This is a genomic window from Bacillus sp. mrc49 (genome assembly GCF_002803435.1).
In genome coordinates this window covers 26,199-42,456 of record NZ_PHNG01000645.1, presented here as the reverse complement: position 1 = coordinate 42,456, position 16,258 = coordinate 26,199, and the positions used below count along the sequence as shown (strand labels likewise).

At 43.6% G+C, this 16,258-nt stretch carries 16 protein-coding genes and 1 other annotated feature; all 16 genes read right to left on the bottom strand.

The features are described from left to right. Window positions 1-119 precede the first annotated feature (119 nt). The gene (locus tag CVN76_RS08020) at window positions 120-650 is read right to left on the bottom strand and encodes a hypothetical protein (protein WP_100530839.1); all 531 of its coding nucleotides are present in this window, start codon (window positions 648-650) and stop codon (window positions 120-122) included. A 159-nt stretch (window positions 651-809) separates the two neighbouring features. After that, a complete protein-coding gene (rpoD, locus tag CVN76_RS08015) occupies window positions 810-1,943 on the bottom strand; it encodes an RNA polymerase sigma factor RpoD (RefSeq protein ID WP_061140672.1) in 1,134 nt (377 codons plus the stop codon). Between the two features lie 35 nt (window positions 1,944-1,978). Next, a complete protein-coding gene (gene dnaG / locus CVN76_RS08010) occupies window positions 1,979-3,784 on the bottom strand; it encodes a DNA primase (protein WP_100530868.1) in 1,806 nt (601 codons plus the stop codon). Window positions 3,785-3,835: 51 nt separating this feature from the next. Next, the gene (locus CVN76_RS08005; protein WP_100530867.1) at window positions 3,836-4,291 is read right to left on the bottom strand and encodes a YaiI/YqxD family protein; all 456 of its coding nucleotides are present in this window, start codon (window positions 4,289-4,291) and stop codon (window positions 3,836-3,838) included. A gap of 504 nt (window positions 4,292-4,795) precedes the next feature. After that, a complete protein-coding gene (locus CVN76_RS08000; RefSeq protein ID WP_061141028.1) occupies window positions 4,796-5,605 on the bottom strand; it encodes a pyruvate, water dikinase regulatory protein in 810 nt (269 codons plus the stop codon). 28 nt (window positions 5,606-5,633) lie between these two features. After that, window positions 5,634-6,269 carry a helix-turn-helix transcriptional regulator gene (locus tag CVN76_RS07995; protein ID WP_185113014.1) on the bottom strand — a complete coding sequence of 212 codons (636 nt, stop codon included), beginning with the start codon at window positions 6,267-6,269 and terminating at the stop codon, window positions 5,634-5,636. A 158-nt stretch (window positions 6,270-6,427) separates the two neighbouring features. Further along, the gene (glyS, locus tag CVN76_RS07990) at window positions 6,428-8,494 is read right to left on the bottom strand and encodes a glycine--tRNA ligase subunit beta (protein WP_100530838.1); all 2,067 of its coding nucleotides are present in this window, start codon (window positions 8,492-8,494) and stop codon (window positions 6,428-6,430) included. Further along, window positions 8,481-9,377, bottom strand: coding sequence for a glycine--tRNA ligase subunit alpha (gene glyQ, locus CVN76_RS07985; RefSeq protein WP_061140675.1), 897 nt, complete (start codon window positions 9,375-9,377; stop codon window positions 8,481-8,483). The genes glyS and glyQ overlap by 14 nt, the downstream gene beginning before the upstream one ends. A gap of 101 nt (window positions 9,378-9,478) precedes the next feature. Then, window positions 9,479-9,654, bottom strand: a binding site (T-box leader). A 57-nt stretch (window positions 9,655-9,711) separates the two neighbouring features. Further along, complete coding sequence (gene recO, locus CVN76_RS07980; RefSeq protein WP_100530837.1) at window positions 9,712-10,464, bottom strand: DNA repair protein RecO; 753 nt, start codon at window positions 10,462-10,464, stop codon at window positions 9,712-9,714. Between the two features lie 33 nt (window positions 10,465-10,497). Then, entirely contained in the window at window positions 10,498-10,641 is a 144-nt protein-coding gene (locus tag CVN76_RS07975) for a YqzL family protein (RefSeq protein WP_081092277.1), read from the bottom strand. A gap of 99 nt (window positions 10,642-10,740) precedes the next feature. Continuing rightward, window positions 10,741-11,670 carry a GTPase Era gene (gene era / locus CVN76_RS07970; protein WP_061140677.1) on the bottom strand — a complete coding sequence of 310 codons (930 nt, stop codon included), beginning with the start codon at window positions 11,668-11,670 and terminating at the stop codon, window positions 10,741-10,743. Continuing rightward, window positions 11,663-12,061, bottom strand: coding sequence for a cytidine deaminase (locus tag CVN76_RS07965; RefSeq protein ID WP_061140678.1), 399 nt, complete (start codon window positions 12,059-12,061; stop codon window positions 11,663-11,665). The genes era and CVN76_RS07965 overlap by 8 nt, the downstream gene beginning before the upstream one ends. Before the next feature lie 38 nt (window positions 12,062-12,099). Next, window positions 12,100-12,477, bottom strand: coding sequence for a diacylglycerol kinase family protein (locus CVN76_RS07960; protein ID WP_100530836.1), 378 nt, complete (start codon window positions 12,475-12,477; stop codon window positions 12,100-12,102). Further along, window positions 12,455-12,931: an rRNA maturation RNase YbeY gene (gene ybeY, locus CVN76_RS07955; protein ID WP_061140680.1), complete on the bottom strand. Its 477-nt coding sequence runs from the start codon at window positions 12,929-12,931 to the stop codon at window positions 12,455-12,457. The genes CVN76_RS07960 and ybeY overlap by 23 nt, the downstream gene beginning before the upstream one ends. Then, a complete protein-coding gene (locus tag CVN76_RS07950) occupies window positions 12,928-15,102 on the bottom strand; it encodes an HD family phosphohydrolase (protein WP_100530835.1) in 2,175 nt (724 codons plus the stop codon). Before CVN76_RS07950 ends, ybeY begins: the two co-directional genes overlap by 4 nt. A gap of 191 nt (window positions 15,103-15,293) precedes the next feature. Continuing rightward, window positions 15,294-16,256 carry a PhoH family protein gene (locus tag CVN76_RS07945; RefSeq protein WP_100530834.1) on the bottom strand — a complete coding sequence of 321 codons (963 nt, stop codon included), beginning with the start codon at window positions 16,254-16,256 and terminating at the stop codon, window positions 15,294-15,296. Between the last annotated feature and the right edge of the window lie 2 nt (window positions 16,257-16,258).

The window sequence follows — 16,258 nt, the reverse complement described above, 5'->3', positions numbered from 1 at the left end:
TTATATAATTTCTTAAAATTGTCAAAAATTTATGTATATTTCCAAACATTTCTCTTTAACTTACATATATTTCATAATACCCTGAATTCACCATATAAAACCGCCAAAACCCGTTTGAATTACAACAGCAAAAAATAAACAGTGACGGCAGCGCCCAAGCCTCCTGCGATCGAGAAATGAAGCAGTTTCAATTTAACACCGAGTGCAATCCAGAATCCGCAATTCAAAAACAAGAACAAGCTTAGAATCCCCACTTTTCCAGGTGCAATGAAATCCGCCAGGCCGACCGACAATAAAAGCAAGGATAGAGCCATTCCCATCAATGCCAGCTGAAATACGAGCCTCCTGCCAATGAAGCGGCGGACCATCAGCCCAAAGACAATGATTGAAATAGTTGTCAGAAGCATTTGCATTCTTATGGGTATTTCAGTAAAATAATTCAAAAATACAATAAATGCAAAAAGCGCTCCCATCCACAGCATGGAAGAGAGATCTTTTTTTCCCTTCCGGTTTTCATACGAATTGGCTGGGAGCCTTTCGCCTTCAGAATATAACGTAAGCAGGTAATTACAGTATTGCTCCGGAAGCATGCGACTTTCCTTCCAGGCATTTATTTCTTGAATGATGATTTTCTTTCTCATCTCATCCATGAATTTCACATCCTCATAACCATCAGTTCTTATTAAACGGCCTTTAGCCGCGGCTTACAGGCAATCCGTGTGCATTTACATTCATCGCGAATTGGCAAAAAAAAAGCCGCTCCCGAACGCTGGGCATTCAAAGAGGGCTCTGTGAAGGGCATATCTATATTATTCCAAGAAATCTTTCAGACGTTTGCTGCGGCTTGGGTGCCTTAGCTTACGTAACGCTTTCGCTTCGATTTGGCGGATACGCTCGCGGGTAACTCCAAACACCTTACCTACCTCTTCAAGCGTCCGTGTACGGCCATCATCAAGTCCAAAGCGCAGTCTCAAGACGTTTTCTTCACGATCGGTCAGTGTGTCCAATACGTCCTCAAGCTGTTCTTTCAATAGTTCATATGCTGCATGCTCCGATGGCGAAGTCGCATCCTGATCCTCAATGAAGTCACCTAGATGCGAATCATCTTCTTCACCTATCGGCGTTTCCAAGGAAACGGGCTCCTGAGCTATTTTCAAGATTTCGCGAACCTTTTCAGGCGTCAAGTCCATATCCTCCGCAATTTCCTCCGGTGAAGGCTCACGCCCTAAATCCTGAAGAAGCTGCCTTTGAACACGAATCAATTTATTGATGGTTTCGACCATATGCACCGGTATCCGGATCGTTCTTGCTTGGTCGGCAATGGCGCGGGTAATGGCTTGGCGGATCCACCATGTTGCATACGTACTGAACTTGAATCCCTTGCGGTAATCGAATTTTTCCACCGCTTTGATCAGACCCATATTCCCTTCCTGAATCAAATCAAGGAAAAGCATGCCGCGTCCAACATAGCGTTTGGCAATGGAGACAACCAGACGTAGGTTAGCTTCAGCCAAACGGCGTTTCGCTTCTTCATCCCCATCTTCAATTCGCGTAGCCAAGGAGATTTCCTCCTCCGCCGATAATAGGTCGACCCGGCCAATTTCCTTTAAGTACATCCGGACTGGGTCATTAATCTTAACGCCGGGAGGAACACTTAAATCATTCAGATCAAACTCTTCTTCTTTTGCGAGTTTCTTTTCATCCGGATCATCTTCATCATCGTCTTCCTCGCCATCAGTGAGGATTTCTACGCCATTTTCAGTCAACACCTCATAGAACTCATCCATTTGATCGGAATCCAATTCAAAACCGCCAATCATTTCAGCGATTTTTTCTAAAGTCAAAGAGCCTCGTTTTTTTCCTAGCTCTAATAATTTTTCTTTCACCTGCTCAAGGCTAAACTCATTATCAACTTGTTTGGAACGTGCTGGTTTTTCAGCCATTAGTTCCCCTCCTTCCAGGACTTACACCTAAACAACTACAACATTTTACGCAATTTAATGATTTCCATGGCTATTTGTGCAGCGGTGACATAATCGCTTCGTCTGACTGCATCTTTTTCTTCAACTTGTTTTTCTTTTATCTTTAACAACTTTTCATATTTCAACACTTGATTTATACAATCGGTCAGCTCTTTATCGGTAACTTCCTCATTCACTGACATCATTTCTATTTCCGAAACGATCCTTCTCAAGTTTGGATCCGGTAAATATGTTAGGAAAAAGCTTGTATCCGGTTCGTGTCCATCTTCATAGAACGCATATAAATAGGTGATGATTGCCTGATGTTCATCTACATGAAAGGATGTTTGGCCAAGCAACTGCTGAATTTTGAAACTCATATCCCTGCTTTTAAGCATATGGGCAATCAACTTCGTTTCAGCATTATGATGTGCAGGCTTTAACTTATGCTCATATTGCAGGGCCATTTTCTTTTGGGCTGCTGGCTGCGGCAAAGTCCCCTTCTTCCGTTCGGTAAAGAACACTTGTCGCTGCTGCTGCTCCAGCGCATCCAATGAAAGGGAAAATTCAGAGGATATTTGCCGGAGATAATGATCCCTCTCCACTGCATTGGGCAATCGTGAAATTTCCTTAAGGACTTCTTCGATATATTGAATTCGATCTCCTTCATTATTTACATTTTTCCCTCGACGCAAATAATGCATTTTGAATGCCATGTAGGTTAAACTGGCCCCTATTACTTCAGAAACAAAGCTTTTTTCACCGAATTCCTTTATGTAGTCATCGGGGTCCAAGTTATCAGGCATGAGAGCGACCTTCACTGAAAAGTCGTGGTCCTGTAACATATTGACTGCACGATTGGCAGCATTCAAACCCGCAGAGTCCGAATCGTAGCAGATAAGTATCTGATCGGTATTCCTTTTAAGCAGTTGGATATGCTGCTCCGTCAGGGCAGTACCCATAGTTGCGACCGAATTCTCCACCCCTGCACGCACAGCTGAAATGCAATCGGCGAAGCCCTCAAAGATAACAACTTGTTCTTTCTTTCGTATATGTGGTCTTGCTTGATGAAAATTATATAAAGTTTTACTTTTATTAAAGATTGGCGTTTCGGGACTATTCAAATATTTGGGCTCATCGTCCCCCATCGCTCTCCCTGAAAACGCAATCGTATTTCCTTGATGATCCATAATTGGGAACATGACTCTATTTCTGAAACGGTCAAAATATGACTCGTCTTTTTCCCTGAAAATAATAAGCCCTGCCTGCTCCATATATTCCGCTGGAAATCCACGTTTCAAAAGAAACTTGGACACGAAATCCCATGAATCCAGCGAGTAGCCGATTTGGAACTTTTCTATCGTCTCTTCGGTAAAACCCCGCTTAAGCAAGTATTCGAGGGCTTCCTGCCCCTCATTCGTGTTAACGAGGAGATGATGATAGAACTTCCGCAGCAAGTCATGGGCTTCAACCATTTGCTGCGAGCCGGCTGGCATGTTGGAACGCTTGGAATCCTTATTAACTTCAACTTCCAAAGGTACATTTCCTTTTTCGGCTAAAGCTTTTGCCGATTCCACAAAATTATAGCCTTCTATGTCCATCAAGAAGGTGAAAATGTTTCCGCCCGCCCCGCATCCGAAACAGTGAAAGATTTGTTTATCCGGTGAAACGGAAAACGAGGGCGAGTTTTCACCATGGAAAGGACAAAGGCCAAAGTAATTGCGCCCTTGCTTCTTCAGCTGGACATACTCCCCAATTAGATCAACAATGTCCACAGCTTCGCGAATTTGGTTAATTTTCTCATCTTCTATACGGCCATTTATCATTTTTCCACCTTGCCATATCGGTGATAGTTTCTAATTCGATACGGATTCCTAATTCCCTGCAAAGTTCGACAAAGTTTTCAAAAGTTTATTTGTAAAGCAAAGTCGATCTTCCTTCGTGAATGGTTTCGGCCCTTTCGTATGCTTACCTTGCCTGCGCAGCTTAGCCGACTGATAACGCATATCCAGGAGCATGAAAATATTCTCGTCCGTGTATTCCTTTCCCCTTGGAGAAAGAACGTAAACACCTTTAGGAAGCAGGGTCCCAGCCAATCCAATATCTGCAGTAACGACAATATCACCCTTTTTTACTGAGTTTACTATATAAAGATCCGCGGCTTCCTTGTCTGCATCGACATATACCCATTTCCCTTCAGGGTCATTCATCATATTCTTATATGATGCAACAAAACAGACATCAATATCGTGCAAACGAGCACAATGGAGGATCTCGTCTTTCACCGGGCATGCATCGGCATCGACATGTATCGTAGGTTTATCATTCATACCTTTTAATTCTACATCTTTCTGCATAATCCTTTTTCTCCCCTAAACTTTATGAAGATATAGTGAATGTTTCGGCATTAGTTCAGAGTACCTTCTCTAAAACAGCCAACATTATTCTTCAAGGAATACCTGCTAATTTAAGTGGATGTGCCGCACATTGCGCTAAAAGCAGAGCGGGCCCATTTAAAATTATACGGAACATGTCGAATTATTTTTATGATAAAAACCTTGACATCTCACTAACCTTTAGTTTATTCCTTATTAATTAAGTCTAAACCTTAAGATTACTTTTTTCTCACAATTTTTTATTATAGTCTATTTGTTTGGAAGATGCCAACATTTAAATTACGTTTGTATTTTCATGCAATTGAAGAAGTGAAATATGTAATTTTATTCTAATTTTGTTCGCAATCGCCTAAAGGAGGCTTAGCATTAAAATGTGAGCTGACACTACAAGTGTCCAGCTCACATTTTGGTTTTTCCCGATTTATGAAAGTGTAATGATCAGCGATTTTTGTTTTGCAGGATATTGATGATCAAATTGGCTGTTTCTTCCACTGCCTTATTGGTTACATCAATGATCGGACAGTTCAGCCTTGAGATGATTTTATCAAAGTATGTCAACTCTTCTTTTATGCGCTCCACATTGGCGTAAATGGCATGATCATTCAGCCCGAGTGACTTCAACCGTTCTTTGCGGATATGGTTCAGCTTTTCTGGACTGATCTTTAAACCAATGCATTTTTCCGGGGGGACCAGGAACAATTCTTCTGGCGGCTCCACCTCAGGAACTAATGGCACATTCGCCACTTTATAGCGTTTGTGGGCTAAATATTGTGAGAGCGGCGTTTTTGATGTACGAGAGACGCCGACAAGAACGATATCTGCGCGTAAAATGCCTCGAGGATCACGGCCATCATCATACTTCACGGCAAATTCAATCGCTTCAACACGCTTGAAATAATCATCATCCAGCTTCCTTACAAGACCAGGTTCATTGAGCGGTCCTTTTGGCGCCCTTTCCTGGAGGATGTCCATGAGCGGTCCTAAAATGTCATAAGCAGACAGGTTTTCACGTTCGACCTGTGCCTTCATATACGCCCTGATAGCCGGCTTCACAAGGGTATAAGCAATGATCGCCCCATCTAGCTTAGCCAGTGAAATCACTTCATCCACGTTCTGTTCGTCTTCAATATACGGAATTCGCTTTATGGAAAAAGCCGACCCAGCAAACTGGCTGGCTGCTGCTTTGGTAACCAGTTCAGCCGTTTCCCCTACAGAATCCGATACAACATATATAATAGAACCCTTCATATTCTCCGTCATCCCTTTTGCAAGCCCCCTAATACCCTTCATCAGCCAAAGCTACGAATGCTTTGGTTATATTGGTTTTTGTAATTCTTCCAATTACTTCATAGCCTTTATCTGTGTCCTTGACGACCGGTAATGAATCGATTTGTTTATCTATCAATTTTTTGGCAACATCTATCAGAAGGTCTTCTTTTGAGCACATCGTAATATTGGGCATCCTGGTCATGATGATATTGACTGGAATGGAGTTAAGCTCCTGTTTGCCAATACTGGCACGCAACAAGTCCTTTCTGGATAAGACGCCGACAAGCAATGCATGTTTATCGACGACAAACATGGTCCCGACATCTTCTAAAAACATCATGACGATTGCATCATAAACGGAGATGCCCTCATCCACAACGACGGGGATCGATTGGTAATCTCGTACATATAGATGGTTCAGGCTGTCCGTCAAAAGCTGTGTACCCGACCTGCCTGTATAAAAATACCCCACACGCGGCCTGGCATCGAGGAAACCTGCCATCGTTAAAATCGCTAGGTCGGGACGAAGTGTAGCTCTTGTAAGATTCAATCTATCTGCAATATGTTCTCCAGTGATCGGTCCATTTTCTTTAACAATTTGCAAAATAGTTTCCTGACGCTTATTTAATTGGATTGTAATCACCACCCCACTGCGTTTCGCAGAGCAAAGTAACAAAAGTTATTCATTTAATAATTATATACTAAATTATTTAATAAAGGCATGTTTGTCCTATTTATCTTTTGGCAAAGGCGGAAACCCATTTCAAAAAAGGATTTCCGTTTGCCTTGCATCCCACTTCATCAAAGGATGATTTTATTCATTGCCGCGAAGCTTGCCACCCAATCACTGATATCTTTCATAAGCGATAATCGGTTAGTGCGGAGGGCTTCATCCTCTGCCATGACCATCGTATTTTCGAAATACGCCTCTATTTCGCTTTGCAGTGAAATAAGAAGTTCAAACCGCTCATCTTCATTTTGGGATTTGGTATATTGCCTTGCTGCCTGCTGATACTTTTCATAAAGTGCTTTTTCCTGATCATTTTCAAAAGCGCTTGGATCGACGGTCACTTTTTCATCACATTTTCCGGCGATGTTCATGACCCGGCTTAAAGCCTCTATGCTTTCTTTAAAGCCCGCTTCTTCCTTTTTCGCCTCGAGGACGTGGGCACGCTCGACGATGGAATGGATATACCCGACTTCATTGAAAAGAACTGCATCAATCATATCGTAGCGGATTTGCTCTTCTTGCAGGAGATGCTTGATCCTTGCTTTGAAGAAAGTGAACATATCCGCTTTAACTTCCACTACATCTCGTTTCAAGATTCCCTTTGCTTCAAGACCTTTAAGGCTTAAAGCGATGAGCTCCTCTAGTGAAACATCCCATTTCTTCTCAGCAAGAATCTGGACGACCCCGCTCGCCTGCCTCCTTAAAGCATATGGATCCTGGGACCCTGTCGGAATGACGCCAATGGCAAAGAAAGACGCGAGCGTATCCATTTTTTCCGCTAAACTTACAACCGCTCCGATCACCGACGGCGGTACATCGTCATCCGCATGTCTTGGCATATAGTGTTCGTTGATGGCCGCAGCCACTTCTTTGGCTTCGCCTTTTAGAAGCGCGTATTTTTCGCCCATATAACCTTGCAATTCCGGGAATTCATAAACCATATGGCTCACCAAATCGAACTTGGCGATTTCAGCAGCACGGAGGGCCAATTCTTTTTCTTTCCCTAAATTCAGGACGTCCGCGAGCTTGCCCGCCACTTCCGTCACGCGCTCAGTTTTTTCGGCTAATGTACCGATTTCTTCATGATAGACGATGCTGTCCAGCTTTTTCAAAGCATCTGAAATTTCTTTTTTCTGATCTTCCTTGTAGAAAAATGCTGCATCGGATAAGCGGGCCCGCAATACTTTTTCATTGCCTTTAGAAACCTTATCCAAGTGCTTGGCATCTCCGTTACGCACGGTTACAAAGTATGGAAGTAATTTGCCTTCTTGGTCCTTGACAGGGAAATAGCGCTGATGCTCCTTCATCGAAGTGATCAGGACCTCCGCTGGAAGCTCAAGGAACTCTTCCTCGAATTGACCAAATAGGACCGTTGGATACTCGATTAAATTATTGACTTCTTCCAGCAACGATTCATCAACGGGGATGATCCAGCCTTTTTCCTGCTCAAGTCCGTTAATTTGATCTAAAATGACTTGCCGGCGTTTATCAGGATCGACCATAACAAATTGCTCCGTCAACGTTCCTTCATACTGGGCCGGGTTCTCGATGATTGCTTTTTCACCCAAGAAACGATGACCTTTCGTTTCACGGCCCGTCTGCACGTCCGCAATTGAAAATGGCACGACGTCATGACCGAATAGGGCAATCAGCCACTTAATCGGACGGGCGAAGCGTAGCTCTTGATCGGCCCATCGCATATTTTTCGGAAACGTCATCCCGCTGATGATTTCAGCAAGCTCGGATAAAAGCTGTAAAGTCGGCTGTCCCTTGATGAATTTATTCACATGGGCATATTCAACACCCTTAAGTTCCTTGAAGTAAATATCCTCGGAAGTCATCCCTTGACCCCTGACGAATCCCAAAGCTGCTTTGGACCAGTTCCCTTCACTATCCAAGGCGATTTTCTTTGCCGGTCCTTTTGCTTCTTCTTCGATATCCTTTTGGGATTCTTCAACATCTTTCACCAATATCGCTAAACGTCTTGGTGTTGAAAAAGCTTCAACCGTTCCGAATTCAATCGCTTTTTCCGTCAGCCATTTCTGCACTTTATCCGACAGCTGGTTCATCGACGCTGTCACGAACCGGGCCGGCAGCTCTTCCAAACCAATTTCCAATAACAAATCACGCTTGCTCATTTGTATTCTCCCCTTTCACTTTCAGGATCGGGAAGCCTAATTTTTCCCGCTCTTCATAGAAGGTTTTGGCAACCTTACGCGCTAAGTTACGGCACCGGGCAATATATCCGGTTCTTTCCGTCACCGAGATGGCCCCTTTGGCATCCAAAAGGTTAAATGTATGGGAACATTTCAAAACATAATCATATGCAGGATGTACAAGACCTTCTTCCATTTGGCGATGTGCTTCCTTTTCATACATCGTAAACAGTTGGAACAGCATATCAAGGTCCGAGGTCTCAAACGTATATTTTGAATGCTCGTATTCCGGCTGTCCGAATATATCACGGACCGTGAATCCTTCTGTCCATTCGAGGTCAAATACGTTTTCCTTATCTTGAATGTAGGAGGCGAGGCGTTCGATTCCGTATGTAATTTCAACGGAAACCGGCTTGCACTCAAGACCGCCCACTTGTTGGAAATATGTAAATTGCGTGATTTCCATCCCATCAAGCCATACTTCCCAACCTAGGCCTGCACATCCAAGTGATGGGTTTTCCCAGTTATCCTCGACGAAGCGAATGTCATGCTCAAGCGGATTTATGCCTAACGCCCGCAGTGAATCCAAATATAACTCTTGGATATTGTCAGGTGAAGGCTTCATGATCACCTGGAATTGATGATGCTGATACAGGCGATTGGGATTCTCACCGTACCGGCCGTCTGCCGGGCGGCGTGATGGCTCGACATAAGCAACGCTCCACGGCTCAGGGCCAATCGCTCTTAGGAACGTGTATGGGCTCATCGTCCCTGCCCCTTTCTCGACATCATAAGCATTCATTAATATGCAGCCCTGTTCAGACCAATGCTTTTGTAGCGTTAAAATCATATTTTGAATATTCATTGTACACCTCCAAATTATTTAAAACGGCTCTTTGTACATTCAGGACCGGAGTTCATCGACAGTTTTTTGCAAACAAAAAACTCCCGTCCCTATGCGTTATGCATAGGGACGAGAGTTTACCCGCGGTTCCACCCTAATTGCCGTCATAAAACGGCCTCTTTTCAAAGCAACATGCTCCGGAAACGCCCTTCCCTGTAAATCCATATCCCGGCTTCCACCGTCCCGGGCTCGCTTTTTATGGAGAATGACAGATACTCTTTCCCATCAACGCAATCTTCTATTTTAATGATTAGAATTTTATACAAACTATCACGGAATGTCAATAGGCCAGGTCTTAAAACATATCTTTCATCGTATCAATCTGTTTCAGGAACTTTTTTGATTTCAAATGAAGACCGGAATATTCCTCATAATAAGCATCAATGATTTTCTGCAGTTCCTTTTTCGTTTCCGGCTTGACGGAAATGTTTCCGAGCCTGGATAAATCCAAATAATAAAATATCCGCAGCAATTTGACGGCTGCAGGTGAAATTTTATAATGATAAGGATCTTTGCCTAGACAGCGGTGGCAAATGAACCCCGCTTCCCGAAGCGAGAAGGAGAATTCCCCTTCCGTTTCCCCGCAAACAGCACATTGATTAAGCACTGGGTTAATCCCATTGACTGGCAGCATCTTCATTTCAAAAATGAACTTCAAGACCTCTGCGTCATATTCTTCGTTTATGTAATGCAAGGTTTGCGCAAGCAATTCATACAAATATGGGTTCGGTTTTTTATCCTCGACGCTTTTATCGAACAACTCCACGATGTAAGAAGCATACGCAGTGGCAAAAAGATCTTCCCTGATGAACCGGAGCGAGTCGACCATTTCCCCTTGCTGAAGACTTCCGAGTCCGGTTGATGTGGTTACAAGAAAATACCCGGAGCAAAAAAGCTGGGTGACGGCCGATAGCCTACTGTTAGGTTTACTGGCCCCTCTAGCCATAACGCCAATTTTTCCTAGCTCACGGGTATAAATAGTAATGATTTTGTTATTTTCTCCATATGCAGTTCGCCTTATGACAATGCCTTCACATTTTTGGAGCACACCAAGACACCACCCACACTCGTCAAGACTAACCTATGAAACGGGAAAATCAAATTCTGCTAGCTCTTCTTTCAGTACCAAGGGTCTTTCCTGTCTTTCGACTTCTATCTCCTTAAACAGCAAATAGGTGTCCACATTACCTGTTTCACTAAATAATTCCCAGGTAAAATCCAACATATAAAGCCCACCTTTCATTTTTAACTAGCAATATGAATATCCGACCATATAATTAGCTTGACCGTTTTCCAAACTTTCATGAAGCGTAAAATTTGTTAATTAATATTCGCTTTCATTGAAACCATAATCTCGAAGCTGACTGGCTTTATTGCGCCAATCCTTCTGTACCTTGACCCATAGTTCCAAGAATACCTTCGAGCCCAATAGGTTTTCGATGTCCACGCGCGCACGGCTTCCGACTTCCTTGAGCATCTTCCCTTGCTTTCCGATGACGATGCCTTTCTGGGAATCACGTTCGACGACGATCGTCGCCATCACATTAATGGTATCACTGTTATCCATCTTTTTGATGGAATCGATGACAACGGCCACCGAATGCGGAATTTCTTCACGCGTCAGGTGCAGCACCTTTTCGCGGACCAATTCGGAAATGATGAAACGCTCCGGGTGGTCGGTCACTTGGTCAGCAGGATAAAACTGGGGACCTTCAGGCAGGTGCTCCTTGATTTGCTCAAGCAGTGTATCGACGTTATTCCCTTCAAGTGCAGAAATCGGAACGACTGCCGCGAAAGGATAAAGCTGTTGATATTTTTCAATGATCGGCAGCAGCTCATCCGGATGCATCGCGTCAATTTTGTTAACCACTAGGAAAACGGGCGTTTTTACGGTTTGAAGTTTTTCAATGATGAACTCATCACCGCGGCCATATCCTTCGGTCGCATTGATCATGAAAAGAATCAAGTCGACCTCTTTCAATGTATTCGTTGCCACTTTCATCATGAAATCACCAAGCTTATGCTTCGGCTTATGAATTCCAGGCGTATCGATGAATATCATTTGTGAGTCGTTTTGCGTAAGGACACCTTGCACCTTATTTCTAGTCGTTTGCGGTTTGTCACTCATTATGGCGATTTTTTGACCGATGACGCGGTTCAAGAACGTACTCTTTCCAACGTTGGGACGGCCGATAATCGAGATGAAACCTGATTTGTAACCTTTTTCTTGTGTATCTTGAAATAATTTATCCATTTAAATCCTCCGGTGAAAAAGCTCCTGGAAGCAATTCCTGTACTGTTAATTCTTTTATATCACCATTTAAATTGGTCAAAACAACCGGCATATCCTTATCACACAGTTCAGATATAACCTGCCTGCACGCTCCGCATGGAGATACGGGGCCGTCTGTATCTGCCACGACCGCAAGTTTGGTGAATGCCTTGTCATTATGTGCATATGCGCTGAACAAAGCGGTCCTCTCGGCACAATTGCACATGCTATAAGCGGCGTTTTCTATATTACAACCATGGTAGACCTTGCCATCAACGGTTAAAAGGGCTGCGCCCACTTTGAATTTGGAATAAGGTACATATGCTTTTTCCCTTGCTAATTTAGCTTCCTCAATCAATTCTTTCGTATTCAATTCTCATCTTCCTTTCAAATTGAGTGCCTCACTGAAAGCTAAAGGCCCAGCTTAGGCAAAAAAATAATCAATCCAACAATGATAGAAAATATAGCATATATGAATACAGCTCCGGCTGCAATATCTTTTGCCTGCTTGGCCAATGGATGGAATTGATCTGTAACCAGGTCCACTACCCTTTCAATCGCTGAATTGACGAGCTCCAATGCAATCGTTCCCGCTATGGCTGCCAATATGAAGAGCCATTCCATCCCATTCAAGGAGAAAAACCAGCCAAAGAATAGGATGATTGCCGTTAGCGCAAAATGTATCTTGATATTGCGCTCCGTTCGAACTGCCTCCAAAATTCCCTGACAGGCAAAAGAGAAACTTTTAATTAAAGGATACCTTTTTTTATCCCTCTCTTGAAAGTCCATATTCTTCCAAGATCTCCTTTTGTTTTGTGAACATCACTTTTTCCTCTTCTTCATTCATGTGATCGAATCCCAATAAATGAAGGAAGCCATGAAGCGCCAAAAATCCAAGCTCCCGATCGAAAGAATGCCCATATTCTTCAGCCTGCTCTTTCGTCCGCTCGATGGAAATGATGATATCGCCTAGCATGCGGGGCATTTCCCCTCCAATAATCTCGACTTCATCTTCACCCATTTCTTCAAGTGCAAAGGAAATGACATCAGTGGCTGCATCTTTATGACGGTACTCCTTATTGATTTCACGAATTCTCTCATTGTCCACAAATGTAACTGACAACTCAGTATCTTCTTCGATCTTTTCTTTTTTTGCCGCAAATTGCAAAATGCTTTCAACAAGCTGTTGCGCTTCTTCCGTCACTTCATTCGTTTCATCCATTAAATCGATCGCTAAAATCATTCTTTCACCTTCTGTCCTAATTTATCCAGCTCCGGATATTCAATCCTGGAGTGGAAGATACCGTTCAGCGATTCACATAAGGAATGCTTCACGATACTTAATTCTCTCATAGTAATGTCACATTCATCAAATTGACCATCTTGGATCCTCTCCTGAATGATGAAACTTACCAGTTCTTCTATCTTGTCCGGAGTCGGATGCTGCATCGACCTCACGGCAGCTTCTACACTGTCGGCAATGCCGATGACCGCCACTTCCTTCATGATTGCCTTCGGTCCAGGATATCGGTAAGCATCTTCAAGCGTGGCATCATCCTGTTTCTTAGCCTTGTGGTAGAAAAATTTCAACAAGGTGGTCCCATGATGCTGCTCCGCAATATCCACGATTTCTTTAGGGAATTTATGGCTCCGCAGCATCTCCCCGCCATCCACGGCATGGGCAATGATGATATCCCTGCTCGTTTCAGGCTGCAGCCGATCATGCGGATTATCTCCGTTCATCTGATTTTCGATGAAAAAATGCGGCATTTTCGTTTTGCCGATATCATGATAATAACTGCCGACCCTTGCGAGCAGGCCATTCGAACCGATCGCCTCGCAAGCGGATTCCGCCAAATTGGCGACCATGACACTGTGATGGTAGGTTCCTGGCGCCTCGATCAGGATCTTCCGCAATAAGGGGTGATTCGGGTTTGACAGTTCGATCAGCTTCATCGATGATAAGATCCCGAAACCTGACTCGAAAAATGGCAGCAGGCCCATCGTCAATACGGCCGAGCCCACACCGGAACCTATGGCGGCAACAGCATAATACAAATACTCCATTCTAGTATAATGTCCGTCCATCATAAAGATAAGCGAAAATACAAAGGCCATATTGATTAAAGAAAGCAACAGACCCGCCACCAGCACTTTTGATTTGAAATTAAGCCTCGATAAGATGAGTATTGCCGTCAATCCACCGAAAATAATATAAAGCCCCATCGAAATATCGAGATTTCCAGGCGTATCTCCATTGAATATGATCGTTCCATAAGAACCTAATAAAATGATCATCGCCACCGCTAGCTTATCGTTCAATAAAATCTTGATGAGCATCGCAGACATGGCAACCGGAAAAATATATTCCAAATTCGAGTTTTTCATGTCCGCCAGAATGCTGATCGTTTTCATCATGGCCATTGAAAGGATAAAGACAAGACTGAAAATCAATAATTGATTGTACTTGTTCTCCTTTTTGGAAATGGAAAAGGTGAAAAAGTAATAAAAGGCAACAAAGGTCAACACGATGAATAACAGCAGCCCGATATACGGGTAAATGGTCGACTCGGTATTCACAAAACCTGCCAGTTCAAGCTGCCGATATACGTCCCTGTCCACTAACTGATTTTCCTCAACGATGATCTGCCCTTGGAGGATTCGGATCGGCTCCACGCTTTCAATCGCTTTCCTCCGCTGTTCCTCCGTTTTATCCTTGTCAAAGAAAACATTTTGGATGATCGCCGTGCGCGCCAAGGAATTAGAGGCTTTTTTCATATCACTGCTGATACTCATATAGCCCAATTCCTCTACGACCTTTTTCTTCGCATTTTCGACATCACTCGCTGCAATCCTGTTGCTCATCACATTATTCACGGCAGTGATGGTGGAGTCCCTCGCAATCTTCAGCTCATCTTCATCCGCCTGAACTAAAGCAAGGAAAACGGATTCCTCAATATTTTTATTGACCTCATCAGTCAATTTTTCTTTTAGAATGGAAACCTTTTGGGCATCCGTCTTCAAGGTTTCCTTTTTATTCTCCTTCTCCCCATCTTTTATATGTTCGTTATCAGGATCGGTTTCCTTTTTCACCTCGATCGCCGTATCGAAAATCGATGAAATCAGGTCGACTTTATTCTTGGCATACTCTTTTTTCAACGAATATACATCCGCCACCTGTTTAGCTATCTCTTCTTTTTCTTGTTCCGTCTTATAAGTATCTTCCACAGTCTTGGTTGAACGGATCGTCTGTTCCGCGGGCTTAAAAAGCTCCACTTGGACTCTTTCCGGTTTAACGTTGGAAAACATTAACCCATAAGCAAATACACCAAGAATGATGAACAAAAGCACTTGAAAAAAACGATGGACCAATAGCCCTTTTAGTTTAGCGAAGAATTTCTGGATACGATTCAAGGAAGGTCCTCCTAAAAAATTGATGGTTATTATTCTAGATATGTAAAATCATAACAGTTTTCATATTATTTTTCACCTGCGTATTAGATAAATGTAAGGCTTCTCTCGCCCCATTTCCACTTTTTCATGAAAAAGGCGGGACATTTGGGCACATCACGAAAAATCCGCCGATTGAAATGGCGGATTCGTTCTTATACCTTTGCCTGTTCGTAAGCAGTGATGATTTTGGCAACAAGCGGATGTCGCACAACATCGCTTTGTTCGAAGTAAACGAAGGAAAGGCCTTTGACATTCTTCAAAATCTCCTCTACCCTTACCAATCCTGACTTCATCCCCTTAGGGAGGTCTATCTGGGTCCGGTCCCCGGTGATGACCATCTTCGACCCGAAGCCAAGGCGGGTCAGGAACATTTTCATCTGGGCTTCCGTCGTATTTTGGGCTTCATCCAAAATGACAAAGGCATCTTCAAGCGTACGGCCCCTCATATAAGCCAAGGGAGCGATTTCGATCGTCCCCCGCTCTATCATCCTCTGGGTCTGCTCCATCCCCAGAAGGTCATGCAGAGCATCGTATAGCGGCCTTAGATAAGGATCTACCTTTTCCTTCAGGTCGCCTGGCAGAAAACCGAGGCTTTCGCCAGCTTCCACGGCAGGCCTTGTCAGGATGATCCGCTTAACCTGTCCATTTTTTAGCGCATTGATCGCCATCACTACGGCGAGATAGGTCTTCCCTGTTCCGGCGGGCCCGATTCCAAAGACGAGGTCGTGCTTCTTTATCGCCTGGATATAATATCTCTGCCCAATCGTTTTGACTTTAATCGATTTCCCCTTGGCCGTCTTGGCGACTTCCTCATCATACAATTCACCGAAATACTCAAGGGTTCCTTTTCTAGCCAATTCAATGGCATAAAGCACATCTCTAGAACTGATTGCAATTCCTTTTCTGATCACTGCCAATAGGGCTTTCAGGATTTCCTGTCCCATCGTTACCCGATCGATGGCGCCAGCGACGCTGACGGCTTCACCGCGTGTAATGACGGAAATGCCCAGCTCCTCTTCAAGCACTTTTACATTTGAATCTCCATTGCCCAACAAAGCGATCGCTTCATTAGGTGACTCGATTTCAAGCTTAATTACTTTCACATCATCTGCCATTC

Bases quoted from the DNA above. Each gene is read 5' to 3' on its own strand.
- CVN76_RS08020 (WP_100530839.1), bottom strand. From the start codon at position 650: ATGGATGAGATGAGAAAGAAAATCATCATTCAAGAAATAAATGCCTGG.
- rpoD (WP_061140672.1), bottom strand. From the start codon at position 1,943: ATGGCTGAAAAACCAGCACGTTCCAAACAAGTTGATAATGAGTTTAGC.
- CVN76_RS08005 (WP_100530867.1), bottom strand. From the start codon at position 4,291: ATGAATGATAAACCTACGATACATGTCGATGCCGATGCATGCCCGGTG.
- CVN76_RS08000 (WP_061141028.1), bottom strand. From the start codon at position 5,605: ATGAAGGGTTCTATTATATATGTTGTATCGGATTCTGTAGGGGAAACG.
- glyS (WP_100530838.1), bottom strand. From the start codon at position 8,494: ATGAGCAAGCGTGATTTGTTATTGGAAATTGGTTTGGAAGAGCTGCCG.
- glyQ (WP_061140675.1), bottom strand. From the start codon at position 9,377: ATGAATATTCAAAATATGATTTTAACGCTACAAAAGCATTGGTCTGAA.
- CVN76_RS07975 (WP_081092277.1), bottom strand. From the start codon at position 10,641: ATGTTGGATTTTACCTGGGAATTATTTAGTGAAACAGGTAATGTGGAC.
- era (WP_061140677.1), bottom strand. From the start codon at position 11,670: ATGGATAAATTATTTCAAGATACACAAGAAAAAGGTTACAAATCAGGT.
- CVN76_RS07960 (WP_100530836.1), bottom strand. From the start codon at position 12,477: ATGGACTTTCAAGAGAGGGATAAAAAAAGGTATCCTTTAATTAAAAGT.
- ybeY (WP_061140680.1), bottom strand. From the start codon at position 12,931: ATGATTTTAGCGATCGATTTAATGGATGAAACGAATGAAGTGACGGAA.
- CVN76_RS07945 (WP_100530834.1), bottom strand. From the start codon at position 16,256: ATGGCAGATGATGTGAAAGTAATTAAGCTTGAAATCGAGTCACCTAAT.